This window comes from Mesorhizobium sp. C399B (assembly GCF_030323185.1).
Classification (GTDB): Bacteria; Pseudomonadota; Alphaproteobacteria; order Rhizobiales; family Rhizobiaceae; genus Mesorhizobium.
In genome coordinates, this window is record NZ_CP100472.1 from 221,715 (window position 1) to 247,016 (window position 25,302).

The window sequence follows — 25,302 nt, forward strand, 5'->3', positions numbered from 1 at the left end:
GAATGGCATGAAATAATAGTGACGATCGCCCCATGCGCTCAGGCCGTGGGGCATGGGCGACGCCATCTGAACGCAAACAGCCCGCCCAGACGTCATATGTCTGGCGCGGCATGGGGTGGGTGCCCCGCCCCTGCGGCAATGCCTTTGTCACGAAACCAGGCGGCACACAAACTCCACCCGATGCTTCAAAAGAGGCTACCGCCAACGTGACAAACTTCACAATGCAGAGAATTCGAAGATGTTAGGGTCACATCTACAACGCGAACTATTTGGCGACCACAGTGAAATCAACAAACTTGAACTCTTTGGGGAGGCGGCAATGGCAGCGATTTCAGGTACTGGCTGGGAACTTCTTATTAGTCGCCAAGTCGAGCATACGAGGGGCACCAGACGCAGGACAGTTGGTACCTATAAAGTCTTTCACAACGGCACGGCAGTAACGGGTCTATCGGGGTTCGTGTGTGAATCTCGCGGCCCAGGCGACAATTCCAAAGAAGACAATGGCAGGCGCATCGAGCCCGGCACCTATCCACTGGCGACGCAGGCCGGAGGCAAATATGTGACCATCGGCTACACTGGCGGCAAGACGCCACCCAAACCTGGACTCGAACTGCTGAAGACCAACAAGCGCACCGAAATCCTGATCCATCCGGGCGTCAATTTCCTGTCCAGCGTCGGATGCATCAACCCAACGAAGAAGGTGAGCGGTCCGCTTTCCGACATGGATTTCACGGAGAGCCGGACACGCGTAATCGCCCTCATTGACGATCTGAAAACCTTTGCCGGCGGTGGCTTCCCGAAAAGCAACGGCAAGCGAATTCCCAATGCTTCGGTGGTCGTCGAAGGCGAACCGGTGCTGTCGACCGAGAGTGTCGAGAGCGTGCTCGAAGCGGTTGCGGGCGATCCGAACAAGGGTTTGCCGGCAGCGGTCTTCCAGAAATTCGCGCCGAGACCGGCAAGCGGTTCCAAGCGAACAATCTATGACGGTTACATCGGCGCCTTTACCTCCGACAAGGGCCTCAAGACACTTGGCGATCATGGCGTGTGCAACAATTATGATCGGCTGATGCATTTCTTCGCTCAAGCGGCGATGGAAACCGGTGGCTTCACCCTCATTCGCGAATCCCTGACCTACACGACCGTGGCGGCAATCCGGAACGCATGGAGGTCGCGAGCCGCGGGCAAGACCGATCAGTGGATCGGGGACAACCTGCTGCGCAAGCCGCAAGCCCTGGGCGACTGGGCCTATGGCGGCCGCATGGGCAATGTGAAAGGAACGTTGGACGGCTTCAATTTTCGCGGCGGCGGCACGTTCCAGACCACCGGGCGCGACGCGTACACGGCCAAGGGCAAGCTCGCCAAGGTTGACCTCGCCAATCATCCTGAACTGATCGAGGATCCGCAGACTTCGCTGCTCGCAGCTTGCGCCGAATGGAAAGGGTCAGGCTGCAATGCCTTTGCCGATGCCGGCCTGATCAAAAAGATCTCGCGCGCGATCAACGTCGGCAACGCCAATTCCGCCACGCAGGCCAATGGCGAAGCGGATCGGATCGCCTGGCACGAAAAGGTTTTCAAGGCGGTGAAGAATGCCGGACTCCTCGGCTGAGCATGCCTCGGATCACGTTCGACAACACCACGTCATCATAATTCAGAGATAACAATCTCTGTGTCGACTAGGATGGTGATGCGCGGGGCGAAACAGGAGGAGTTTCGCCATGTCCGAGTTGAGCGGTATCGTGAGTTTGTTCCTGATCGCGGCGGCGTTCCTGACGTCCTGCGATACGCAGCAGCCGCCAAGGGCGGTGACGCAGCTGTCCACGTTTCATGCGGCAGAATAATTTAGAAACTGTCGGGTTGCACTGAAAAGGCCCCCGTTTCGGAATTCGGGGGCCTTTTCACGTCAGGCGTCAGCGCAGCTGATCAATGCCAATACGGCGTGACCTTGTAGTAATCATAGGAAGCATCACGCGCGGCCTCGCCATCGGCGCCGGCCAGTTCATTGATCGAATAGGCGGGTGCTGCCTTCAGCTGCTCCTTCGAGAACGGCACGACATAGCCGCCCTTGTCCTCGTCATAGTCGAGGCTCGCCCACGGAATGGCGTGATACTTCTCGCCAATGCCGAGAAATCCACCGAACCCGATCACCGCGAACATGATGCCGTTCGACGTCTTGTCGAGCATGATGTCCTCGATGCTGCCGATGCTCGTGCCTTCGGTGTTGTAGACCGACGTGCCGATGACGCGCGAAGCGGCGATGGCTTCGGTGTGGCCTGTCTGGGTGGTCATGGCTGCTGCTCCTCATGTCGTTGATCGATACTTTGACAATGAGGGGCGCGGGCGAAAGTTCCCGTTTTTTCGAGCGGCGGGCGGTTACTCCGCGAGGATGAACGTCACCTTCATGTTGACGCGATAGGCCGCGATCCTGCCGTCCTCGACGACGATCTTCTGGTCCTGGATCCAGGCGCCTTCGACGTTCTTCAGGGTCTTTGAGGCGCGCTCAATCCCCTTCTCGATGGCGTCCTGAAAGCTCTTTTTCGACGACGACGTGATTTCGGTGACGCGGGCGACGGACATGGCTTCCTCCTGCCAAGACGCTCATTTGCAGCAGCGAGCCTACAGCCGGCTTATGCCTTCCACAAGCAGGGCAGCGCGCGCGCCATAGCCGAAACCATCAGCCTCGGTTCAGGTCAGCAGCATTCTTGGCGATGCGGTCGAATGCCATCAGTCTTTCGAGCAGCGCCGGCATGTCCTTCAGCGGCAGCATGTTGGGCCCGTCGGAGGAGGTCGAATTGTCGGGATCCTGGTGGGTCTCTATGAACACGCCGGCGACGCCGACGGCAACGGCAGCCCGCGCCAGCGTCTCGACAAAGCGGCGCTCGCCACCGGAGGAACCGCCCTGCCCGCCCGGCTGCTGCACCGAATGGGTGGCGTCGAAAATCACCGGCGCGCCGATCTCGGCCATCACGGGCAAAGCCCGCATGTCCGACACCAGCGTGTTGTAGCCGAAGGAAGCGCCGCGCTCGGTGGTCAGCACATTGGGGTTGCCGGAGCCGGTGATCTTGGCCACCACGTTCTTCATGTCCCAGGGCGCCAGGAACTGCCCCTTCTTGACGTTGATCACCTTGCCGGTCTTGGCGGCGGCGACCAGCATGTCGGTCTGGCGCGACAGGAAGGCCGGAATCTGCAGCACATCGACATGGTGTGCGACGATCGCGCACTGCTCCTCGGTGTGGACATCGGTCAGAATGGGAACCGAAAATTCCTTGCGCAACTCGTCGAACACCGGAAGCGCCGCGTCCATGCCGGCGCCGCGCGTTGCCGACAGCGAGGTGCGGTTGGCCTTGTCGTAGCTGGTCTTGTAGACGAGGCCGATGCCGAGCTTGCCGGTCAGTTCCTTCAGCGCGCCGGCCATGTCGAAAGCGTGCTGGCGCGATTCGAACTGGCACGGGCCGGCGATCAACGCCAAGGGCCCGCTGTTGTCGAAGACGACGTTGCCGACGGTTACCGACGAATTCGGCGCCAGCGAATTGAGCCCTTGCGGCTTGCTCATGGGGTCTCCCGGAAGATGAAAGCCGCGCCCTGCCCGGATGCCGGCTGCACGACGATTTCGTTGCCCGCTATATCGTGCCCGACGGCGTTGTCTGCAAGCAGCCTGGCCGTGACACCGACGCTACCGACTGAAAAGACGATCGCGGCGAAGCGAAGGTCCGTCGGCGCACCGGCCGGAATGTCGAAGCGCGCGGTGAAAGCCGCAGGATCCAGAACGGTCAGACGCGCATTCGGCAGATCGAAGACCGCACCGCTCTGCTGCTCCGGGCCAACCACTGTCGAGATCAGGCTGATCTGTGTGGAAGGCGCGTCGCTGACCGCGACGATTTCGGCAATGCCGGTCACGCCATTGGCATGAGCCTGCAGCGCCGTACGGTCGATTTGAGGGGCGTTGATCCGCTCGCAAGCGAACAGAAAGGCGTCCGTCGTCTCGGCGCCGGCGGCGAAAGCCAGTTTGAACGAGGCCATGTCGCTCTTTCCGGCCGTGTCGGTGAAGGCGCGGGAAAAGCTCAGTACGTCTCCCGCCGACAGGCCGGCTTTGATAAAGCGCGCATGGTCCGCATCGGCATCGTCGGTGGCCAGCACCACGGCGGAAAAGCCCTCATCGCCCAGCCTGGCGCGATAGAGCCGGTCGCGCGCGACAAAGACATTGCCACCGGCAAATGCCTCGTCTGCAGCCTGTTCATTCCCGACCGCCAGCGGTTCGAGGTAGGTGCCGTCGGCGAAGAAGACGCAGCAATTTTCGGTGCCGAAAGGGTGGATGCCGGTTGGTGCGACGATGAAGCCAAGCGATGTCAGCCGCGCCCGCGCCACGGCGAGGCTCGCCGTCGGCAACACAAGATGGTCAAGCGGATGGATCGTGCTGGTCATGCCGGCGCGGTGTGCATCATTCCGGAAATCGGTTCAAGGCCTCTTGCCAGCCCGATCAGGCCATCGCCACGACATCGGCCGAATAGCGCAATTCGCGCAATGGTTTGACCCGACTGGTCGTCTCGGCATAGAGCGGGTGCGCCTTGTAGGCGGCAAGCGCGGCATCATCCTCGAACTCGGCATAGACGACCACGTCGATCGCATCCGACAGCGGATCGACCTTGGTGTTGAGCGTCACCTCGAAGAGGCTTGAATGCGGGATCTTGCCCAGCGCGAGCAAGCCCGTGCGCACGGCCTCGACATCGTCCTTGCGCCGCGCGCTGAAGAAAACGATATGCCGGATCACGCCTGCCTCCACGTTCGATTTGCGGCATGTTTTGTGTGAGCGGGACCGTCGCGTCAACCGCCACGATGTCGCGCCCGGCAATGCCGGCAGCGACTTTGCAGAGGCGCAAAAGCTAGGCTTTGCCGGTGACGTAGCGCACGACGCGCGACATCTCCCTGACCGTCGTGTCGAGATAGCGGCCCTGATTATAGAGGCCGTCCCAGATCAGGAAAAAGGCGATGGCGACGATGACGATGACATAACGCATGGCTGAAACTAACGTATGTGGCTGTTCGTAACCATAGCGATTTCACCGAGGGCCGCGCTCTCCCGCGGATTCTGGCCTCAGGCCGGCAAGCTGGGCCAGCGCCGCGCGAAGCTTGCCTCTTGAAGTTTCGGCCAATGCCATGGAAGATTGTGGCGAAAATTCACGCAGGCAGCGGCATTCGCGCCTGGCGAATGAAAAGTGGAGGATGTGGGGGCCGGCAGATCTTGCGCCGCCCCGCGGAAGTCCAGGGGGGTGTGAGATGGCTGTCAGGGAATACAAAGGCATCGGCGACGCCATCAGGCTGGACGAACTCAATTTCGCCGAGATCGTCAAGGGCCTGCCGGCCAAGGCGCGCATGGTGCTGTCGGCGGCGATGAAATTGCCGCGCGGTTCGCTGAAGGTGAGGATGCCGGATGGCCGGGCGGTGCTTGTCGGCGGCAACGGACCCGGGCCGGATGCCGAGCTGGTGTTGAAGAACTGGCGCCTGCCCGGCCGTGCCTTTTCCGGCGGCACCATCGGCGTTGCCGAATCCTACATGGACGGCGACTGGGAAAGCCCTGATGTAACCAGCTTCCTCGAACTGTTCGTCGTCAACTCGGCCGTTGGGGAACGCATTGCCGGCGGCGCCAACTGGCTCATCAACACGGTCCAGCGCATCCGCCACTGGTTCAACGAAAACACCCGCACCGGCTCGAAGCGCAACATCTCGGCGCATTACGATCTCGGCAACGCCTTCTACAAGCAATGGCTCGATCCCAGCATGACCTATTCGTCGGCGCTCTATGCGACCGGCGCCAACGACCTGGAAAGCGCTCAGGCCGCCAAATACCGCGCGCTGGCCAAGGATACCGGCATCGGCAAGAAGGACCATGTGCTCGAGATCGGCTGCGGCTGGGGCGGTTTTGCCGAATTTGCCGCGCGCGAGATCGGCTGCCGCGTCACCGGCCTGACCATCAGCCGCGAACAGCACGATTTCGCCAAGGCGCGCATCCAGAAGGCGGGACTGTCTGACAAGGTCGACATCAAGCTGCAGGATTACCGAGACGAAACGGGCACTTACGACCGCATCGCCTCGATCGAGATGTTCGAGGCGGTCGGCGAAAAATATTGGCCGGTATTTTTCGGCAAGATGAAGGCGTGCTTGAGGCCCGGCGGCACCGCCGGCCTGCAGATCATCACCATCAACGAGGCCGCCTACGACACCTATCGGGCGAGGCCGGATTTCATCCAGCGCTATGTCTTCCCAGGCGGCATGCTGCCGACGCCGTCGATCCTGAAGACGCTGGGCAGCGACCATGGCCTTGCCCATCTGCGCGAGCGCGTCTTTCCGGACGACTATGCCCGCACGCTTGCCGAATGGCGCAACCGCTTCTGGGCGTCGTGGGAAAAGATCGTCCCGCTCGGCTTCGACGACCGCTTCAAGAAGCTTTGGGAATTTTATCTCCACTATTGCGAAGCCGGCTTTAGAGCCAGCTACATCGACGTGCGCCAAGTGGTCTACAAAGCCTGATCCGAAGCGTGATTGAGCGGGCGTATGCCCGCTCGTTTTCCCTGTTAGCTGCACGTTGCCTCAAAGCAGGATGCGATACTTCGCAAACCCGGATTCGCCCTCGCCGGCCGGCTCGATCTTGAGCGATTTCACCCCAGATATGAAATCCTTCGCTTTGGGGCCGGTCTCGAACACGACGCTGGTGCCGGGCAGCGGCGTGAACGACCAATTGTCGTCGGCCGAGGGGTTGATCGTGCCTTCGCTGACGACGTAGCGCACGATCACGTCGCGGTTGGTGTCCGGCGCCTCGTAGATGATCTTCGAGGCATTGATGTCGGGGAAATTGCCGCCACCGCCGGCGCGGTAATTGTTGGTGGCGACGACGAATTTCGCTGCCGGATCAATCGGCTTGCCGTCGAAGCTGAGGCCGACGATGCGGTTCGAGCCGGCATTGGCGACGCCACCCTTGGCATCGTATTTCGGCAGCTGCGACAGGTCTATTCCGTAGCTGACGCCATCGATCACATCGAAATTGTAGGACGGGAATTCGGTGTCGATGAGCGCCTGGTCGGCTTTGCCCGGCTCGATCTTCCTGAAAATGCCGGCCGACATTTCCAGCCATTCCTTCACTTGCGCGCCGGTGATTTCGACGGCACGAACCGTGTTCGGATAGAGATAGAGGTCGGCGACGTTCTTGATGGCGATGTCGCCCACCGGCACGTCGGTATAGTAGTCGGCGCCGTTGCGCCCGCCGGCCTTGAAGGGCGCCGCCGCCGACAGCAGCGGCACGTCCTTCCACTGCGTGCTTTTTAATATGTCCTTGAGGTACCAGCTCTGCGCCTGGTTGACGATCTGCACCGACGGATCGTCGGCGACCAGCGCGAAATAGGAATAGAGCGGCGCCGAGGTCTTGCCGACCGGTCGGCGGACATAGGCAAGTGTCGCCTCATGGTCCGCCTTCAGCGCATCGACGACGCGCTGGTCGTCCGCCACCGTCGGCTTGTTTGCCTTGTCGACGCGCTCGTAGATCGGCCTTGCCTCAGATGTGGCCGAGGCTACGCGCCATTTCGATCCGTCCCGTTCCAGAAGCAGATCGATCAGTCCCATATGCGAGCCCCAGAAACCGCCCATCACGGCGGGCTTGCCCTGCAGCGTGCCTTTCTCGGTGTCGACGCCATCGAGCGCCTGAAAATCCTTCTTGCCGGGGAAGACCAAATGCTGATGGCCGGTGAACACCGCATCGATGCCTTCGACGCCGGCGACGAAGAAGGAGGCGTTCTCCATGCCGTCGCCCTGCTTGATATCGATGCCGGAATGCGAGAGCGCGATGACGATGTCGGCGCCCTCCTCCTTGATCTGCGGCACCCATGCCCTGGCCGCCTCGACGATGTCGCGCGTCCTGACATTGCCTTCCAGGTTCTTCAGGTCCCAGACCATGATCTGCGGCGGCACGAAGCCGATGATGCCGATCTTGATCGGCTGCTCGACGCCCGACCCGTCCTTGATCTTCTTGTCGAGGATGACATAGGGCTTGAGGTAGAGCTTGTCGTCGCGCGGGTTGGCGGCAAGCTCGGTGCCGCGGATCAGATTGGCGCAGACGAAGGGGAAATTGGCTCCGGCCAGCACCTTGTCGAGGAACGACAGGCCGTAATTGAACTCGTGATTGCCGAGCGTCGAGCATTCATAGCCCAGCAGGTTCATGCCCTTCATGATCGGATGCAGATCGCCTTCCTTGAGGCCCTTCTCATAGGCGATGTAATCGCCCATCGGATTGCCCTGCAAAAGATCGCCATTGTCGATCAGCATCGCATTGGTGGCTTCCTTGCGCACCGCCGCGATCAGTGAGGCCGTCCGCGACAGGCCCATCGTGTCGTTGGCTTTATCGGCGTAGTAGTCGTAAGGCAGCACATTCACATGGATGTCGGTGGTCTCCATGATCCTCAGATGCGCCTGGTTGGCCTGCGCGCGGGCGGAAAACGGATGCAGCATGATCAGCGCCCCGCTGGCGGCCGCACCGGCAAGAAAACTACGGCGGGAGACGGGGTTGAGCAAATGTGACATTGGTTTTCCTTCCCAGCGACGTGACAAGATCCCAGCCCCGGGCGGAAGCTTCGCGCCGAAAACCGGCCATGTCCATCGGGAAGTCAGTCGATCAGCAAAAGGTGACGGCTGGATGAATATCCTTGGCCGCGGTTGAGAACCTCAGCCCTTGTTATCATCGCCCTGGGTGATCAGTCGCGCGCTCCGCTGGCCGGTGAAATAGATCCATAGCCAGCTAAGCGACACCGACAGCCGGTTGCGGAAGCCGATCAGGAAGTAGATATGCGCCACGCCCCACAGCCACCAGGCAAGCCATCCCGTGAGCTTGATCCGGCCGAAATCGATCGCGGCTGCCCACTTGCCGATCGTCGCCAGGTCGCCGGCATGTTTGTAGCGGAAAGGGCGCGGCGCGCCATCGCCGGCCAGCCGCGCCCTGATCGTCGCGGCGACGTGCTTGCCCTCCTGCTTGGCGGAAGGCGCCACGCCTGGCACCGGCTTGCCGTCCGGCCGCAAGACATGCGCGGTGTCGCCGATGACGAAGATTTCAGGACTGTTCGGCACGGTCAGATCGGGCTCGACCATTACCCTGCCCGCCCGGTCCACCGGCGCTCCCAGCCACTCTCCAGCGGGCGAAGCCGCTACGCCGGCGGCCCACAGGATGGTTCGCGCCGGCAGATGCGTATCGCCAAAGACGACGCCTTCGGCATCGAGGCGCGTGACGGCGCGGCCAAGCTCGACCGTGACGCCCCGCCGCTCCAGCGCCTTGCGCGCATAGTCGGACAGCTTTGGCGCGAAATTGGCGAGGATCCTGTCTCCGGCCTCGACCAGCACCACACGCGCCTCACGCGTGTCGATGTTGCGGAATTCGCCGCGCAGCGTTTCGTGCGCGAGTTCGACAATGGTGCCGGCAAGCTCCACGCCGGTCGGGCCGCCGCCGACGATGACCAGTGTCAGCAGTGCCTGGCGCTTGGCCGGATCGGTCTCGCGCTCGGCCTGCTCGAAGGCGAGCAGGATGCGCCGGCGAATGGTGGTTGCGTCTTCAAGCGTCTTCAGCCCAGGCGCGAAAGGCTCCCATTCGTCGTGGCCGAAATAAGCATGACGCGCGCCGGTGGCGAGCACCAGCGTGTCGTAGGGAACAGAACTGCCGTCCTCAAGCAGCACGCGTTTGCCTGGACGGTCGACGCCGGTGACGTTGCCGAGCAGGGTCGTCACGTCCTCGCGCTTGCGCAGCAGATGACGGATCGGCCAGGCAACTTCCGAGGTCGCCAGCGAGGTGGTCGCCACCTGGTAGAGCAGCGGCTGGAAAAGGTGATGGTTGCGCTTGTCGATCATGGTGATGCGCACGGGTGCGCCGGCCAGCGCCCGGGTGAGTTCGAGACCGCCGAACCCTGCGCCGACGACAACGACATGATGGCTGGTTTCACTCATCGCATTCACCCCTGTTTGTCTCTCTTTATCTAGTGATTTTTGTGCACCGCAACAATGTCGCGGCGCGCTAGACTGCCGCGCGTAAGGCTGCCCAGGACTCGTCGCCGGATGTCGCGAATGCCTATGTCGGCAAGCCTGGACGGGTATAGCTTTGCAGGGGCTGGAACCACGGGAGTGAAGCATGGCCAACGACGATGACAAAGATCGCAAAGGGCGGGCGCAATATTCTTCTCCGCCTTGCTTCATGCACGAACTCGATCCGGAATTTCGCGCGCCATTGACCGACTGGACCGATGTGCGCCGTTGGCGCAAGGCCGAGCGCGAGCGTCTGATCGCGGCACGGTTGGCGGTTTCCGCCGATGCGCGGGTGGCGATGTCGCGGGCTATCGCCGAAGGGCTCGACGCGGCAATCGGCGACATTGCCGGCCGCATGGTCAGCCTCTATTGGCCGTTTCGCGGCGAGCCGGACCTGCGGCCGTGGATGGCGTCGATCAACCAGCGCGGCGGCCGCACGGCACTGCCAGTCGTCATCGAGAAGGGCCAGCCGCTGATCTTCCGCGCTTATGTACCCGGCGACCGGCTGGAAAAAGGCGTCTGGAACATCCCTATCCCCGCCGAAGGCGACCCGGTGCTGCCCGACATCGTCATCTCGCCGATCGTCGGCATCGACCCGCAAAACTACCGCCTGGGCTATGGCGGTGGCTTCTTCGACCGCACGCTGGCTGCCATGCCGTTCAAGCCATTGGTCATCGGCGTCGGCTACGAACTGCAGCGCATCCCCACCATCTACCCGCAGCCGCACGACATCCCGATGGACCAACTGGTGACCGAGGTATTAAAAGCCTAGCGTGATGAGATTCAGAGACCCTCCGTGTGATCGCACATATTCATAAATATCACGCTTAGAAAAGATCGCCGTTGGTGTCATTCCCAGGCAACTGAGGAATATCCGCCTTACCGGCATCTTTATACTCGGCCAACAAACGAATGCGGCGATACACACTGAACAGAATTTTCAGCAAGACAAGCGGATCTCCGGTGCGCGCGTGTAGCGCACCTGCAGACGGAAGCTCAATCAATCGGGCCATGTCATTGGCATTGTCGGCGATTATCTTCACCTCTTCAGCGGCTTTTCTAGTATCCACTTTATTTGATTTTACGCACAATTCCGTGCACTCCGCTACTCAGTTCCTAAGCCTCTCCGCTTCTTCTCCATCGCCGCGCGATCAACAATCGCGCAAGGCAAAGGACGAACTGATCTTCATCACGTGCGGCATAACAGACAGCCACTTCTTGTGGATGCGTTGATAGCCCACGAGGTGCTTCGCCGCGATGCGCAGGATGTAGTCGTATTCACCCGACATCAGGTGGCAGGACAGCACATTTGGGCAGCACTTTATCGCCGCATCGAGGCCGGTTGACCGCCGTGTAGCAACACAAATGTTACGTGACAAAAATCCGACGTGGTCGATAAATACTCTTTAAGGGAACCATGCTGCAGCGAACCGCTTCGACATGCGCTTCGGGCGGATCCAACAGTGTCGAGCCGCTCTTGAATTGGCTGCTTCGCAACGGGTGGCGAGATGATCGGACGAACCATAGCAATTACCCTCGCAATTGCGTTTTCCCTTTCGCCTTTGCATGCGCAACCACGGCATCGTTTGCCGAGCGGCTACAAATGGGGCCGCTGCCTGCTTGTTGTTGGCGGTCAGACCCGCATATCCGGAAGGTGCTCTTATCAACTCGAGCAGGGCGGCGATTTCAATATCCAGGGACCGAAGCAAGTTTTTGCAGGGATCGACTATCCTGATCCGCATAGTGGCGCTGGTGAAATGTCTAAAGATTACTGGGCGGATGTCTACAAGGACGGTGATGTCTGGGCGGGCTATGCAAACTCCGACATTCGCGCCACCCACGGTGATGAACGCTGGGAAGAACTTCGCCGCGAAGGCGCATGATATATCGGGAAGGACGTCCGAGTATGTTTGTGGCGTTAAGCCAGTTCCGGCTTCATTCCCATGGCGGTCCGATCGACGATCTCGCGCAGGGCAAAGGATGAGTTGATCTTGGTCACATGCGGCATCGCCGACAGCCACTCCTTGTGGATGCGCTCATAGTCGACCAGATCCTTGGCGGCGATGCGCAGGATATAGTCGTATTCGCCCGACATCAGGTGGCACGACAGCACATTGGGGCAGCGCTTGATCGCCGCCTCGAAATCCGACAGCGTCTTTTCGAACTGTCCCGACAGCGATATGTGCACGATCGCCGTCATCTGGTGGCCGAGCGCGGCATTCGAAAGCCGGGCGTGATAGCCGCGGATGGTGCCGGATTTCTCCAGATTGTCGAGCCGGCGCGAACAGGCCGACTGCGACAGGCCGACCCTTTCGGCGAGCGCCGCATTGGGTATGCGGCCATCCTTCTGCAGTGCCTCGAGAATGGCGATATCGATCCTGTCGAGCGGCATTTACAGTGATTCCTGCGAAAATTCTGCAATTTCGCGCAACGATTATCGAAACGCGTGACCCCGCGCAAGCGCATTCGCAAACACCTGCGCAACGATTCGTGGTTCACTCGGTTGATACAGGGAACGAGCCCGAAGGGCCGGATCAGGAGAAGACTATGCGCGTCGGTTGCCCCAAGGAAATCAAGAACCACGAATACCGCGTCGGCCTGACGCCGGGCTCTGTCCGCGAATATGTTGCGCATGGCCATGAAGTGCTGGTCGAAAGCGGCGCCGGCGCCGGCATCGGCGCCGATGACAATGCCTATCGCGCCGCCGGCGCCACCATCGCCAAGACCGCCGCCGACGTGTTCGCCAAGTCGGACATGATCGTCAAGGTCAAGGAGCCGCAGCCCAACGAATGGGCGCAGTTGCGCGACGGCCAGATCCTCTACACCTATCTGCACCTGGCCCCGGATCCGGAGCAGACCAAGGGCCTGCTCGCGTCCGGCGTCACCGCAATCGCCTATGAGACCGTAACCGACGACCGCGGCGGCCTGCCGCTCCTGGCGCCGATGTCGGAAGTTGCCGGCCGCCTGTCGATCCAGGCCGGCGCGACCGCGCTGCAGAAGGCCAATGGTGGCCGCGGCGTGCTGCTCGGCGGCGTGCCCGGCGTACTGCCCGGCAAGGTCACCGTGCTCGGCGGCGGCGTCGTCGGCCTGCATGCCGCCCGCATGGCCGTCGGCCTCGGCGCCGACGTCACCATCATCGACCGCTCGATCCCGCGCCTGCGCCAGCTGGACGACCTCTTTACCGGCCGCGTCCACACCCGCTACTCCACAGTCGAGGCGCTTGAGGAAGAATGCTTCTCGGCCGACATCGTCGTCGGCGCCGTGCTCATCCCGGGTGCTGCTGCACCCAAGCTGGTGACTCGCGAAATGCTGTCGGGCATGAAGAAGGGCTCGGTGCTGGTGGACGTCGCCATCGACCAGGGCGGCTGTTTCGAGACCTCGCACGCCACTACCCATGCCGAGCCGACCTATGAGGTCGACGGCGTGATCCACTACTGCGTCGCCAACATGCCGGGAGCCGTGCCGGTGACCTCGGCGCACGCGCTCAACAACGCGACGCTGCATTATGGCCTGCAGCTGGCCGACAAGGGCCTGAAGGCGCTGGTCGACGACCACCATTTGCGCAACGGCCTCAATGTCCACAGGGGCAAGATCACCAATCGCGCCGTCGCCGAAGCACTCGGCTATGAGCTGGTCGAACCGAAAGTGGTTCTGGCTGCCTGACCAGACGCCTTAATCGACTCAAGCAGTTCTGCCTCCCTCACCCGCCGGTTGCGCCGGCGGGTTTTTTATTGGCCGCGTGCTCACAAATTGCGGGCTCTAAGGCAACATCACGGCGAAACGGCCCGGCTTGGCGGTGCTTTTGCCTATCGATGTGGCATTTTTGTCATTCCAATATTAGCGAGCATCCTGTTAGAACACGGACGGGTTTGTTCTATGCTAAGGGGCTAAAATGTTCATTTCTGCTAAATCCGTTCTTCTCGGCGCCGTTTCGGCAATGGCTTTGATATCGGTAGCGCATGCCGCCGATGTTGTGCAGCCGGTGGAAGAACCTGCCGGCTTCAACTGGAGCGGCGCCTATGTCGGCATCGGCGGCGGCTTCGGCGCCACCGTGCACCGCATCAGCGTCGACCCGTTTCTCGACTTCAATGGCATCGGCGGCAACGGCGTGTTTGGCGAAATCACCGCCGGCTACGACTACATGGTCTCTGAACGCTTCCTGCTCGGCGGCTTCATCGACGCCAACATCGGGAATATCGGTCCGTCGATCAGCCTTCCGGGCGCTGATATCGACCTGACGAACGCTTATGGCTTCGACGTCGGCTTGCGCGCCGGCTATCTCCTGAACCCCGATACGCTCGGCTATGTGCTCGGCGGCTACACCTGGAACCATTTCAAGCTCGAGGGTTCGGGCTTTGCCGACGGTCTTGATTTCACGGAGAACCGTGGCGGCTATGTCGTCGGCGTTGGCATGGAAACCGTGCTGCGCGGCAACTGGACGATTAAGACCGAGTACCGCTACGCCAACTATGGCGACGACTCGGTGGCTGACCTCGGCATTATCGGCGGCCCGGGAACCTCTCTGGATGTCGAGCCGTCCAGCCACACCTTCCACATCGCGGCCAATTACCGCTTCGGCGCCCAGAATGGCGGCGGGGCCTCGTTTGCTGCTCCGACCTACAACTGGACCGGCTTCTATGTCGGCGGCGCGCTTGGCGCCGGCACCGTGGTGCATGACCTGACGCTCGCCAGCGCCCTCGAATTGGATGGCATCGGCGGCGAAGGCGTGTTCGGCGAGGCGAGCATCGGTTACGACCATGATTTCGGCGGCTGGGTCGCCGGCGTTCTGGTCGACGCCCGCTATTCCGGCATACGCTCGAAGCTGGACATTCCGGGTGGGTCGATCAAGGGCGATGCCGACTATGGCTTCGATGCCCTGGCCCGCATCGGCGCCAAGGTCAACGAATCGACGCTGGCCTATGTCCTCGGCGGTTACAGCTGGCAGCATTTCGACCTGCATGCCTCCTCGCCCGTTGGCGACATCGTCGACTGGGGATCGAGCGGCTTCTCGGTCGGTGGCGGCCTGGAAACGGCCGTTTCCAGCAACATGACGCTTGGTCTCGAATACCGCTATTCGCAGTATGAGAAAGAAGATTTCGGCTCGGGCGGCTTCCTCACCGACGAGCCTTCCTTCCAGACCGTTCGCGTCGGCGCGAAGTATAAATTCAACTAAACGCCGCACACACACACGGCGAAGGCCCGTCGGTCAATTCCGGCGGGCTTTTTCTTTGCGCAAAATTCCTGGCGCCGGAATTGAACAGGCTGGCGGACATCAAAAAAGCGGAGCCAAAGCCCCGCTTCCTCGGTCATCGAGATCCCCGCCGGTTCATCCGCGGTCGGCAATCCATCGACGCTGGTCTTTTACCGAGAGAATGCGACGGGAGTACGACAAGTCCCAACCGCCATCGGCGTGCGTCGCCATGCCGGCGAGGATCGCGATGCTGTGTGAAGTGCTTCACATCCGCAATTCGAAAAGCATGCGCAGACAGGGATGCCAACTTGACGGATCGAGCCGTCACACGGTTCCCAACTGCCCGCCAGACCACCGGCGGGCATCTTTTTGTCAGAAACGCTCGATGCGGCACTGATAACAATTGTTGCGCGCCGAGCGGACGTGGACATAGGCGATGTCAGCGCGCTCAAACAGCGTCTCTGCCCGCGCCGCAATGCCGCCAGTCGGAATGACGCCGCCGCTGCCATAGACGATGCGGTCATCCGCACCATAGCCGCGCACGATATAGTCGCTGCTCTCAAGCATCTCTGGAAGCGCTTCTGTCTCGGCTGCGCGTTCGCATTCCTGCGCATGCAGGAAGATCGGTCCTGTCTCGGCGTAAGGCTGCAACGCCGGAAACGGCCGATAGGCCATGATCAGATAGCCATCGCCTTCGGCGACGTTTCTCAGGCAATGCCGGCACGGCACCCCGTCGCCATCTGAAACCTTCCGCTCCGGCGTTTGCCCGTAGGCGTCCGGCCCGCCGCGCTGCAGCGCTCTCACATCTTCTGTCGGCAAGGCTTTGAACTGGACGGTCATGGCTAAATCTCCGGTGTGGTTGACCGGAAATTATGCCCCCGCCGAGGTGCTTCCCACCCGATTCCTGTCAACTGTCAGCAGCCCGGCCAGTCTCAGGCCGGACTGCTTCGGCATTGGGCAGGTCCCGCGCCGGCTCAGCGGATGAAATCGTCGAAGCGGCGCAGCATCACCCGGCGCCTGCGCCAGTTCTCGTCCTGGGTCCGCACGAGCAGGAATTCCTCGCCATGAACGGTCGGTTCGGCCTTCAGTCGGAGAAAGTCACGGCCGCATGACGCTGGCCGAGCGCTCGGCGAACGACAGCGGATGCACGGTCTCCTTCTTTTGCGCCACCGGCGCAAAACCGAGCTTCTGGTAGAGCGGCAAGGCAGCCGGATGGTCGAGCGTGCAGGTCTGCACCGTCACCCGTTTCGGCCCATACGACCATGCTGCGGCGATCGCCGCACCGAGGAACCAACGGCCAATGCCTTGCCCGGTCGCATGTTCCATCATGCCGAAATAAGCGAGTTCGACTTCCTCTGGCAAATGCGGCTTGAGGTCGAAGAACCCGGCCGGCGCGCCGTCGAGATAAAGCACCCTGATGTCGCGGTCCTCGCGGTGGATGCCGGCGGCAAGCTCGTCATCGTCCAGCCTCAGCACATTGACCCAGTGCCATTTGCGTCCGACCCGATCCATCAGATAGCGGTAGAAATGCAGCGGAATGTCCTTGGTCCTGAGCAGCGCGATCTGCCTGTTGTAGGGCAACGGCGGCGAATAGGCCGGCGGCACATGCATTTCCAGAAACGTGACCGTAACCTCGATGTCGTCCAGCGCGCCATTTTCCATCGCCATCATGCCTTGCCCGTCACCACGGGCGTGTCTGCCAGCCCGCCCCATTCCGTCCATGAGCCGTCGTAGAGCCGGTTGTCGGTGTGACTGAGCGTCTCCAGCGCCAGAGTGACGACAGCCGCCGTGATGCCGGAACCGCAAGAGGTGACGACCGGTTTCGACAGATCGATACCGGCATCCTCAACGGCCTTGCGCAACTGGTCCTTCGACAACAGCGCGCCATCCAGCGACAGCGCCGAATAAGGCAAATTGTGCGCGCCGGGCATGTGGCCGGAGCGAACACCCGCGCGGGGCTCTGGCTCGGCGCCGGTGAAGCGGCCCGCGCCTCGGGCGTCCGCAATCTGGCTCTCGCCAGTCTCGACGATGCGGCGCATGTCGGCAAGGCTGGCGACGCGAGCGGCATCGAAATCGGCATGAAACACATTCGGCGCGATCTTGGTCGGCTCCGCCGTCACCGGCCGGCCCGCCGCCTTCCAGCGGTCGAAGCCGCCGTCGAGCACATAGACCTGGAACACGCCCATGACGCGGAACATCCACCAGGCGCGCGGCGCCGAGAAGAAACCCGGACCGTCATAGACGACAATGGTGTCGTCGGCCGAAATTCCCATGGCGCCTACATATTGCGCCAAATGCTGTGGCGAGGGCAGCGTGTGCGGCAGCTTGGCATCAGGATCGGAGGCCGCATCATGATCGAAGAATCGCGCGCCCGGAATATGCGCAGCCTCATACTCGGCGCGCGCATCGCGCTTCTGCGCCGGCAGATACCAGGATGCATCGACGATCGTCAGGCCGGGCTCGCCAAGACGGCTCTGCAACCAGTCCGCATCGACGATGAAAGAGCTGTCATCGGCCATTGTTCTTCTCCTGCTCCGCCTTGGCGAAGCATTGCTTCCTGTTGACCATGATCTTCCCCGAAAACCGGCTTCCACTTTTCGGGATCATGGTTCGTTCAAGCCACCGGCATTGGTCCGAAGCGAATGCGAAAACGCCGGTTTTCGCGGCCCTTCTTCTCGATCTTGCCGATATGGATTTCACCGACTTCGCCGGTGCTTTTGACATGGGTGCCGCCGCAGGGCTGGCTGTCGATCGAAGCGTTGTCGCCGATGCAGACCAGGCGGATCTTGCCGGTGCCGGCGGGCGGCCGGACATTCTTGGATTTCACCAGGCCAGGATTGGCTGCCAGTTCCTCGTCGGTGATCAGCCTGATGAAGATCGGATGATCGGCTCGCACCAGCTCCATCAGCCCGGCGGTGACGTCTTCCCTGGTGAAGCCGGCATCGGGAGCGTCGAAGTCGACGCGGCTGTCATCTTCGGAAACCGCGGCACCGGTAATCGGAAACGGACAGACGACGGTGAGCAAATGGCAAGCTGCGTGCATGCGCATCAGGAGATGCCGCCGCTCCCAGTCGATGGCGAGTTTCACCTGCTCGCCGACCTCGGGTGCCGGCTGCTCCGGCGCCGGCACATGGATAATCTCGTCCTTGGTCTCGCCGGTGATGGTGGCGGCAATGGCGATGCGGCTGCCGTCGGCGCGCTCTAATGTTCCGGTATCGCCAGGCTGGCCGCCCGATGTGGCATAGAAGATGGTCCGGTCGAGAATGATGCCGCCGCGCTCGTTGATGGCGACAACAGTGGCGTCAGCCGCTCTGAGATAGGCGTCGTCGCGAAACAGCGCTTCTGTTCTGTGCGCCATCAGGCGACCTTCTCATACGGCACCGAAATTGTGCTGCGCTCATCCATCCAGCCCGGCACCGGCAGGTTCTTATCCCGCAGGAATTCCGGGTTGAACAGCTTCGACTGGTAGCGCGTGCCATAGTCGGCAAGGATGGTCACGATGGTGTGGCCGGGGCCAAGCTCGCGCGCCAGCCGTATCGCGCCGGCAATGTTGATGCCGGTCGAACCGCCGACGCACAGGCCTTCTTCCTGGATCAGGTCGAAGACGATCGGCAGCGCTTCCTCGTCCGGCACCTGGAACGAGAAGTCCGGCGTGAACCCATCGAGATTTGCCGTGATGCGCCCCTGCCCTATCCCTTCGGTGATCGAGCTGCCGTCGGACTTCAATTCGCCACTGGTGTAGAAGGAATAGAGCGCCGCACCCAGCGGATCGGCGAGTGCGATCTTGACGTTGCTGCTCCTGGCCTTCAGCCCGAAGGCGACGCCGGCCAGCGTTCCGCCCGAACCCACCGCCGAGACGAAACCGTCGACCTTGCCGCCGGTCTGCGTCCAGATTTCTTCCGCCGTGGTGCGGATATGGCCGTCGCGATTGGCAACGTTGTCGAACTGGTTGGCCCAGATCGCGCCGTTCGGCTCCGACCTCGCCATCTGCTCGGCCAACCGCCCCGACAGTTTCACGTAATTGTTGGGGTTCTTGTAAGGCACCGCCGGCACTTCGATCAACTCGGCGCCAAGCAGCTTGATCGTGTCCTTCTTTTCCTGGCTCTGGGTGTCGGGAATGACGATCACTGTGCGATAGCCCAGCGCCTTGGCGACCAGCGTCAGGCCGATGCCGGTATTGCCTGCCGTGCCCTCGACGATGACGCCGCCCGGCTTCAACAGCCCGCGCTGTTCGGCGTCGCGGATGATGAACAGGCCGGCGCGATCCTTGACCGACTGGCCGGGGTTCATGAACTCGGCCTTGCCCAGGATCTCGCAGCCGGTCTGCTCCGAGGCCTTGTTGAGGCGGATCAGGGGCGTGTTGCCGATCGCTTCGATCACAGAACGGGGCATCCGGGATTCCTTATGTAGCTGCGGCGAGACCCTAGAAACCCGAAGCGTGCGTTTCAAGGCAAGAATTCGCCTGGTCCAGTCGCATTTCGGGCACTGCAATCTCCCGCGGCCGGACATCGCGCGATGACGATCATTTCAACCAGTACGGAAAAGCGCTCTTTTCATTCGATTTTTTCACGGCTAGAGCACTAATGACAGATCGGCAGGGCGCAGAATGACACTTTACCGGGCCAACCCGAAGCACGGCGTCGCCTGGATAACCGGCGGCAGCAGCGGCATCGGCCGTGCGCTGGCAAAGGACCTCGCGGCAAAGGGCTTTGTCGTCGCGGTCACCGCACTCGACGGCGACCCACTCGACGCGCTCATCGTCGAGACGGCGCAGATGCCGGGACGTGTCGTGGCCTACCCTTGCGACGTCATCGATGAGCCGCGCATGGCAAGCACGGTGGCGGCGATTGAAAAGGAGCTCGGGCCGATCGTGCTCGCCGTCTTCAACGCCGGCAACTACATCGCCACGCCCGGCGAAGACCTCAGGGTCCGCGACTTTCGCCAGACCTTCGAGGTCAACTATTTCGGTATCATCAATGGCCTCGTCCCGCTCATGGAGCGCATGCGCATCCGTGCGCGCGGCCATATCGTGCTTGTCGGGTCGGTCACAGCCTATTTCGGCTGGCCGACCACCGCGGCCTATGGCGGCTCGAAGGCGGCGATCAACATCTTGGCCGAGTCGCTGAAATACGATTTCGACAAGATGAATGTCCGGATCCAGGTGATGAATCCGGGCTTCATCGACACCCCGCTGACGGAAAAGAACATGCTGCCGATGCCGGGGCTGATGCCGGTCAACCGCGCCTCGCGCCGCATGCTGCGCGGCATCGAGCATGGCGGCTTTGAGGTTACCTTCCCTCACCGGCTGAGCTGGGGGCTGAAGTTGCTGGCACTGCTGCCAAGGCCAGTCTGCCGGTGGTTCATCAGCACGGCGACCCGCTGGACAGGGCGGCCGCTGAATTTTGACCGCAAGCCGCCGAACGAATAGCTGTCCACAGCCCGGCTGTTGCCTGACTGCACCGGCCGCCATAGCTTTAGAATTGTCGTGGAGTCTGAGATGGGGCGGCGGATCGTGCTTGCGGTGCTGGGCGTCGTCATCATCCTTGTCCTGGCCTTCCTGCTTGGTCCGCGCGTTCCCGTCGACACCACGATCCATTTCGATGACAAAGTGATCGGCGACGACCCGCAAGCGTATGTCGCGCGCGAAGAGGCTGCCGTCCCCAATATCCGCGACGGGCTCGAGAAAGAAATCATCTGGGCCGATCCGATGATTCACGCCAGGACGCCATTGGCGATCGTCTATATCCATGGCTTTTCGGCATCGAAGGGCGAGGTTCGCCCGCTGGCCGACGAGGTCGCCGACCAACTCGACGCCAACCTTTTCTACACCCGCCTCACCGGTCATGGGCAGGACGGCGCTGCTATGGCGCAAGGCAGCGTCAATGCCTGGATCAACGACTATGAGGAGGCGCTCGCCATCGGCCGAGGTATCGGCGACAAGGTGATCGTCATCGGCACCTCGACCGGTGGATCGCTGGCGGCATGGGCGGCGACCGAGCCTGGCGCATCGGACGGCGTCGCTGCAATCGCATTCATCTCGCCGAATTTCGGCATCAGGGCTTCAGGCGCCGAGCTGCTGACCATGCCCTGGGGCAGGCAGATCGCCGAGTTCGTCGGCGGCAAGGAGCGCAGCTTTCCGACCCGCAACGCGCTGCACGAGAAACTCTGGACGCACACATATCCAATGGCGGCCGTGCTACCGATGGCGGCGCTGACCAACCTTGCCTACGCAGCGCCTGTGGAGAAGGCAACCATACCGGCGCTGTTCATCTTCTCGGATTCCGACAAGGTGGTGCGCCAGGATCGCACCCGCGAAATCGCCGGCCGCTGGGGCGCACCGCATGAACTGGTGCCCGTTGACGACAATGGCGATCCCGACGACCACGTCATTGCCGGCGACGCGCTGTCGCCCTCGACCACGGCATTCCTGGCGCAGCGGATCGTCGTGTGGGTGAAGGCAATTACCGGGCAGCCCTAAACGAAAAGGACGGCCGAAGCATTGCCCCGGCCGTCCTCATATTCAATCGTCAGCAATCAAGCCAGGCTCGACGAGCCTGACCGGTTCGTCTGATCAGGCAGCCCGCGCCGCGGGCCGCTTGCCGCCGAAGCGGCGCTTGTTGTTGCCCTTGAAGGCCTTGGCGCCTTCCGCCTTGCGCTCGCTTGCACCCGCAAAGGCCGGCTTGTCACCAAAACGCTTCTTGGCGAAGCCGTTGTTCTGGCCACCGGGCCGCCTGCCGTCGCGACGGCCATTGCGGTCGTTGCGATCGTTGGCGGGCTCGAAGCGCTCGTTCTTTTCGGCCGGATTGCGCACCGGATCCGGGCTGCCGAGATGGTCGGCAACGATCGGCAGCTTGCTGCGGATGATGCGCTCGACCTGACGCAGCTTGCTGTTTTCGGAAGGATCGCAAAGCGTGATGGCGATGCCGTCCATGCCGTTACGGCCGGTACGTCCGATGCGGTGGACATAGCTTTCGGCCTCATCCGGCAGGTCGAAATTCACCACATGGCTGATGCCGGGAACGTCGATGCCGCGCGCCGCGATGTCGGTAGCCACGAGAATGCGCACCGAGCCCTCGCGGAAATCGTTGAGCGCCTTCTGGCGGGCGTTCTGCGACTTGTTGCCGTGGATGACGGCGGCCTTGAAGCCGTCGCGCTCGAGGTCCTTGGTCACCCGGTCGGCGCCATGCTTGGTGCGCGAGAAGATGATGACGGACTTCATTGCCTCGTCGGCGAGCATCGTCGACAGCACCTGGCGCTTCTGCTTGGTGCGGGCAAAGACGACGCCCTGCACGATCTCGGCGGCCGCGGTGCTCTGCGGCGCGACTTCGACGCGGATCGGGTTCTTCAACAGGCCCTTCGCCAGCTCGGCGATTTCGTTGGGCATGGTGGCCGAGAACAGCACCGTCTGACGGTCGGGCGCGGTCGCCTTGGCGATCCGCTTGACGTCGTTGATGAAGCCCATGTCGAGCATGCGGTCACCCTCGTCCAGCACCAGCCATTTGGTGTCGGAGAGAATGAGGTCGCCCTCGCGCACCAGGTCGGTCAGGCGGCCGGGCGTGGCGATCAGGATGTCGACGCCGGGCGCAACCTTCTTCACCTGGCTGAAGCGCGAGACGCCGCCAAGCACGAGAGCGGTCGAGACATGCGCGCCCTTGGCGAGGATCTTGATGGTGTTCTCGATCTGGACGGCGAGTTCGCGCGTCGGCGCCAGGATCAGCGCACGAGTGGTCTTGGCTCGGCGCTTGGTGCCGAGCGCGATGATCTTCGACAGGATCGGCAGCGCGAAGGCAGCGGTCTTACCGGAGCCGGTCTGGGCGATGCCGAAGATATCACGGCCTTCCATCTGCGGCGGGATCGCCTGCGTCTGGATCGGCTTCGGCTCGGTGAAGCCGGCGCCATGCGTCGCCTTGAGCAGCGCGCCCGTGATCCCAAGAGCTGCGAAACCGGTGAGGTCCGCAGTGTTGCCGGTCGAGATCGCGTTACCGGCTGAGGTGTTTTCGTTGGTCAAAATAGTCTTCTTTCACGCGGTCTTGGCCGCAAACATCGATGGCGGCAGGGCGCAACCTGCCGTCGAAAAAATTGATATGAACGACAAGGCGGGCGGACGGTAACGTCCACTCGGCTGCGCTGTCGTGCCCGCAGGCGTCATGCCACGGGGCTCTTTCGCCACTTCGTGATGTATCGGAAAGAGGGGCCGATATACCGGAAAGAGGGAAAACAGACGCAACCAGTCTCATTTGTCGAGAAGGCCGGAATCTCCCGGCCCAAGCGCCTATGGGCTGCATATGGCTGAGTTCGCCCCGGAATGCAAGGGGCGACATGTTGCAGCGCAGCAAAATCAACTGCGAAAGCGGCGCTTGCGCACGCCTGCAGCCATCATTACCACAAAGGCAGCTGCCATTTCTGGGGACCGAGCGATGAAGGACGTGCTGAAGGAACTTGAGCGCCGCCGCGAGATCGCCCGCATGGGCGGCGGCCAGGCCCGCATCGACGCCCAGCACAAGAAGGGCAAGCTCACCGCGCGCGAACGCATCGAGGTCTTTCTCGACGAAGGCTCGTTCGAGGAGTTCGACATGTATGTCGAGCATCGCTCGACCGACTTCGGCATGGAGAAGACCAAGATCGCCGGCGATGGTGTCGTCACCGGCTGGGGCACCGTCAATGGCCGTCCGGTCTATCTCTTCGCCAAGGATTTTACCGTCTTCGGCGGCTCGCTGTCGGAGGCTCACGCCGAAAAGGTCATCAAGGTGCAGGAGATGGCGCTACGCAACCGCGCGCCGATCATCGGCATCTACGACGCCGGCGGCGCCCGCATCCAGGAAGGCGTGGCAGCGCTAGGCGGCTATGCCGAGATTTTTCAGCGCAACGTGCTCGCATCCGGCGTCATTCCTCAGATTTCCGTGATCATGGGCCCGTGCGCCGGCGGCGACGTCTATTCGCCTGCGATGACCGACTTCATCTTCATGGTGCGCGACACCTCTTACATGTTCGTCACCGGGCCGGATGTGGTGAAGACGGTCACCAACGAGACGGTGACGGCCGAGAGCCTTGGCGGCGCGTCCGTCCACACGACCAAATCGTCGATTGCCGACGGCGCCTACGACAATGACGTCGAGGCGCTGTTGCAGATGCGCCGGCTGGTAGACCTTTTGCCCGCGTCAAATACGTCGGAGCTTCCTGAGATCGAGTGCTACCAGTCGGTCACCGACCATGATCTGTCGCTCGACCGGCTGATCCCAGACAACGCCAACAAGCCTTACGACATCAAGGAGCTGATCCTCAAAGTTGCCGATGAAGGCGATTTCTTCGAGATCCAGCAGAACTTTGCCAAGAACATCGTCACCGGTTTCGGCCGCGTCGAGGGCCGCACCGTCGGCTTCGTCGCCAACCAGCCGATGGTGCTGGCCGGCGTGCTCGATTCCGACGCAAGCCGCAAGGCGGCGCGCTTCGTGCGCTTCTGCGACTGTTTTTCCATTCCCATCGTCACCTTCGTCGACGTCCCCGGCTTCCTGCCCGGCACCGCGCAGGAATATGGCGGCCTGATCAAGCATGGCGCGAAACTCCTGTTTGCCTACGCCGAGGCGACCGTGCCGAAAATCACCGTCATCACCCGCAAAGCCTATGGCGGCGCCTATGACGTGATGGCCTCAAAGCACCTGCGTGGCGACATGAACTATGCCTGGCCGACGGCGCAGATCGCGGTGATGGGGGCGAGAGGCGCGGTCGAGATCATCTACCGTAAGGATATCGGCGACGCCGAAAAGATCGCAGCCCACACAAAGGCTTACGAAGACCGCTTCCTGTCGCCCTTCGTCGCCGCCGAACGCGGCTATGTCGACGAGGTGATCATGCCGCATTCGACCCGCCGCCGCATCGCGCGGGCGCTGCGCATGCTGCGCAACAAGGACATGCAGAACCCTTGGAAGAAGCACGACAACATCCCGTTGTAACATCCAATGTCGCGACTGATCATCAGCGCCGGTCGGCGGTTTGGCTGGTTCACGGTCCTGTTTTTCGTTGTTCCCGCCCTCGTCATCTTCTGCGTCTGGATGTCCCTGCTCGACAAC

Annotated in this window: 26 protein-coding genes and 1 pseudogene; 10 read left to right on the top strand and 17 right to left on the bottom strand. The window is 61.9% G+C overall.

From position 1 onward, the window contains the following. Nucleotides 1-115 precede the first annotated feature (115 nt). Complete coding sequence (locus NLY36_RS01135; RefSeq protein ID WP_198020863.1) at nt 116-1,606, top strand: glycoside hydrolase family 19 protein; 1,491 nt, start codon at nt 116-118, stop codon at nt 1,604-1,606. Between the two features lie 109 nt (nt 1,607-1,715). Then, nucleotides 1,716-1,838 carry a hypothetical protein gene (locus tag NLY36_RS01140; RefSeq protein WP_023696089.1) on the top strand — a complete coding sequence of 41 codons (123 nt, stop codon included), beginning with the start codon at nt 1,716-1,718 and terminating at the stop codon, nt 1,836-1,838. Between the two features lie 82 nt (nt 1,839-1,920). Here NLY36_RS01140 and NLY36_RS01145 read toward each other — a convergent pair whose 3' ends face one another. The 6 genes from NLY36_RS01145 to NLY36_RS01170 form a co-directional block, all read right to left on the bottom strand. Continuing rightward, complete coding sequence (locus NLY36_RS01145; protein ID WP_023668909.1) at nt 1,921-2,286, bottom strand: PRC-barrel domain-containing protein; 366 nt, start codon at nt 2,284-2,286, stop codon at nt 1,921-1,923. An 84-nt stretch (nt 2,287-2,370) separates the two neighbouring features. Continuing rightward, the gene (locus tag NLY36_RS01150; protein WP_023668908.1) at nt 2,371-2,574 is read right to left on the bottom strand and encodes a dodecin family protein; all 204 of its coding nucleotides are present in this window, start codon (nt 2,572-2,574) and stop codon (nt 2,371-2,373) included. Nucleotides 2,575-2,671: 97 nt separating this feature from the next. Then, the gene (kdsA, locus tag NLY36_RS01155) at nt 2,672-3,550 is read right to left on the bottom strand and encodes a 3-deoxy-8-phosphooctulonate synthase (RefSeq protein ID WP_027050832.1); all 879 of its coding nucleotides are present in this window, start codon (nt 3,548-3,550) and stop codon (nt 2,672-2,674) included. After that, complete coding sequence (locus tag NLY36_RS01160; RefSeq protein WP_023736666.1) at nt 3,547-4,419, bottom strand: VOC family protein; 873 nt, start codon at nt 4,417-4,419, stop codon at nt 3,547-3,549. Before NLY36_RS01160 ends, kdsA begins: the two co-directional genes overlap by 4 nt. A gap of 55 nt (nt 4,420-4,474) precedes the next feature. Continuing rightward, on the bottom strand, nt 4,475-4,765 hold the full coding sequence (locus NLY36_RS01165) for a Dabb family protein (RefSeq protein ID WP_023682566.1): 291 nt from the start codon (nt 4,763-4,765) through the stop codon (nt 4,475-4,477). A gap of 112 nt (nt 4,766-4,877) precedes the next feature. After that, nucleotides 4,878-5,012, bottom strand: coding sequence for a hypothetical protein (locus NLY36_RS01170; RefSeq protein ID WP_023688440.1), 135 nt, complete (start codon nt 5,010-5,012; stop codon nt 4,878-4,880). 259 nt (nt 5,013-5,271) lie between these two features. On the opposite strand from NLY36_RS01170, the gene NLY36_RS01175 reads away from it, so the two are divergent. Continuing rightward, on the top strand, nt 5,272-6,522 hold the full coding sequence (locus tag NLY36_RS01175; RefSeq protein ID WP_023668904.1) for an SAM-dependent methyltransferase: 1,251 nt from the start codon (nt 5,272-5,274) through the stop codon (nt 6,520-6,522). Nucleotides 6,523-6,582: 60 nt separating this feature from the next. Here the strand turns inward: NLY36_RS01175 and NLY36_RS01180 are convergent, their stop codons facing one another. Together NLY36_RS01180 and NLY36_RS01185 are read right to left on the bottom strand one after the other, a co-directional pair. After that, the gene (locus NLY36_RS01180; protein ID WP_023682567.1) at nt 6,583-8,562 is read right to left on the bottom strand and encodes a bifunctional 2',3'-cyclic-nucleotide 2'-phosphodiesterase/3'-nucleotidase; all 1,980 of its coding nucleotides are present in this window, start codon (nt 8,560-8,562) and stop codon (nt 6,583-6,585) included. Nucleotides 8,563-8,703: 141 nt separating this feature from the next. Continuing rightward, nucleotides 8,704-9,969, bottom strand: a complete 1,266-nt coding sequence (locus NLY36_RS01185) for an NAD(P)/FAD-dependent oxidoreductase (RefSeq protein WP_023682568.1) — start codon at nt 9,967-9,969, stop codon at nt 8,704-8,706. A 181-nt stretch (nt 9,970-10,150) separates the two neighbouring features. Between NLY36_RS01185 and NLY36_RS01190 the strand changes: the two genes are divergently transcribed. Continuing rightward, nucleotides 10,151-10,816: a 5-formyltetrahydrofolate cyclo-ligase gene (locus NLY36_RS01190; protein WP_023736668.1), complete on the top strand. Its 666-nt coding sequence runs from the start codon at nt 10,151-10,153 to the stop codon at nt 10,814-10,816. Between the two features lie 55 nt (nt 10,817-10,871). On the opposite strand, the gene NLY36_RS01195 is transcribed toward NLY36_RS01190, so the two are convergent. Next, a complete protein-coding gene (locus tag NLY36_RS01195; RefSeq protein WP_155923997.1) occupies nt 10,872-11,135 on the bottom strand; it encodes a hypothetical protein in 264 nt (87 codons plus the stop codon). A 60-nt stretch (nt 11,136-11,195) separates the two neighbouring features. Continuing rightward, a pseudogene (locus tag NLY36_RS01200) lies at nt 11,196-11,378 on the bottom strand (Lrp/AsnC ligand binding domain-containing protein); the annotation flags it as partial. 174 nt (nt 11,379-11,552) lie between these two features. Between NLY36_RS01200 and NLY36_RS01205 the strand changes: the two are divergent. Next, a complete protein-coding gene (locus tag NLY36_RS01205) occupies nt 11,553-11,927 on the top strand; it encodes a hypothetical protein (RefSeq protein WP_156933256.1) in 375 nt (124 codons plus the stop codon). A 35-nt stretch (nt 11,928-11,962) separates the two neighbouring features. Here NLY36_RS01205 and NLY36_RS01210 read toward each other — a convergent pair whose 3' ends face one another. Then, nucleotides 11,963-12,436: an Lrp/AsnC family transcriptional regulator gene (locus NLY36_RS01210; RefSeq protein WP_023668897.1), complete on the bottom strand. Its 474-nt coding sequence runs from the start codon at nt 12,434-12,436 to the stop codon at nt 11,963-11,965. Between the two features lie 155 nt (nt 12,437-12,591). Here NLY36_RS01210 and ald point away from each other — a divergent pair, with 155 nt between their 5' ends. Continuing rightward, the gene (ald, locus tag NLY36_RS01215) at nt 12,592-13,707 is read left to right on the top strand and encodes an alanine dehydrogenase (RefSeq protein ID WP_023832208.1); all 1,116 of its coding nucleotides are present in this window, start codon (nt 12,592-12,594) and stop codon (nt 13,705-13,707) included. A 229-nt stretch (nt 13,708-13,936) separates the two neighbouring features. Then, nucleotides 13,937-15,217, top strand: a complete 1,281-nt coding sequence (locus NLY36_RS01220; RefSeq protein ID WP_031249350.1) for an outer membrane protein — start codon at nt 13,937-13,939, stop codon at nt 15,215-15,217. A 390-nt stretch (nt 15,218-15,607) separates the two neighbouring features. Here NLY36_RS01220 and NLY36_RS01225 read toward each other — a convergent pair whose 3' ends face one another. From NLY36_RS01225 to NLY36_RS01250, 5 genes are all read right to left on the bottom strand, one after another. Further along, nucleotides 15,608-16,075 carry a DUF1203 domain-containing protein gene (locus NLY36_RS01225; RefSeq protein WP_023736671.1) on the bottom strand — a complete coding sequence of 156 codons (468 nt, stop codon included), beginning with the start codon at nt 16,073-16,075 and terminating at the stop codon, nt 15,608-15,610. A 258-nt stretch (nt 16,076-16,333) separates the two neighbouring features. Next, entirely contained in the window at nt 16,334-16,897 is a 564-nt protein-coding gene (locus tag NLY36_RS01235) for a GNAT family N-acetyltransferase (RefSeq protein WP_023682574.1), read from the bottom strand. Between the two features lie 5 nt (nt 16,898-16,902). Then, the gene (gene sseA / locus NLY36_RS01240; protein ID WP_023736673.1) at nt 16,903-17,754 is read right to left on the bottom strand and encodes a 3-mercaptopyruvate sulfurtransferase; all 852 of its coding nucleotides are present in this window, start codon (nt 17,752-17,754) and stop codon (nt 16,903-16,905) included. Between the two features lie 95 nt (nt 17,755-17,849). Continuing rightward, nucleotides 17,850-18,593 carry an alanyl-tRNA editing protein gene (locus tag NLY36_RS01245; protein ID WP_023736674.1) on the bottom strand — a complete coding sequence of 248 codons (744 nt, stop codon included), beginning with the start codon at nt 18,591-18,593 and terminating at the stop codon, nt 17,850-17,852. After that, the gene (locus NLY36_RS01250; protein WP_023682581.1) at nt 18,593-19,627 is read right to left on the bottom strand and encodes a cysteine synthase A; all 1,035 of its coding nucleotides are present in this window, start codon (nt 19,625-19,627) and stop codon (nt 18,593-18,595) included. The genes NLY36_RS01245 and NLY36_RS01250 overlap by 1 nt, the downstream gene beginning before the upstream one ends. 214 nt (nt 19,628-19,841) lie before the next feature. On the opposite strand from NLY36_RS01250, the gene NLY36_RS01255 reads away from it, so the two are divergent. Both NLY36_RS01255 and NLY36_RS01260 read left to right on the top strand, forming a co-directional pair. Beyond that, nucleotides 19,842-20,663, top strand: coding sequence for an SDR family oxidoreductase (locus tag NLY36_RS01255; RefSeq protein ID WP_023736675.1), 822 nt, complete (start codon nt 19,842-19,844; stop codon nt 20,661-20,663). Nucleotides 20,664-20,732: 69 nt separating this feature from the next. Beyond that, complete coding sequence (locus NLY36_RS01260; RefSeq protein ID WP_023736676.1) at nt 20,733-21,713, top strand: alpha/beta hydrolase; 981 nt, start codon at nt 20,733-20,735, stop codon at nt 21,711-21,713. 93 nt (nt 21,714-21,806) lie between these two features. On the opposite strand, the gene NLY36_RS01265 is transcribed toward NLY36_RS01260, so the two are convergent. Next, nucleotides 21,807-23,243 carry a DEAD/DEAH box helicase gene (locus NLY36_RS01265; RefSeq protein WP_031249351.1) on the bottom strand — a complete coding sequence of 479 codons (1,437 nt, stop codon included), beginning with the start codon at nt 23,241-23,243 and terminating at the stop codon, nt 21,807-21,809. Nucleotides 23,244-23,652: 409 nt separating this feature from the next. On the opposite strand from NLY36_RS01265, the gene NLY36_RS01270 reads away from it, so the two are divergent. Further along, nucleotides 23,653-25,185, top strand: coding sequence for an acyl-CoA carboxylase subunit beta (locus NLY36_RS01270; RefSeq protein ID WP_023734050.1), 1,533 nt, complete (start codon nt 23,653-23,655; stop codon nt 25,183-25,185). The last annotated feature ends 117 nt before the right edge of the window (nt 25,186-25,302 follow it).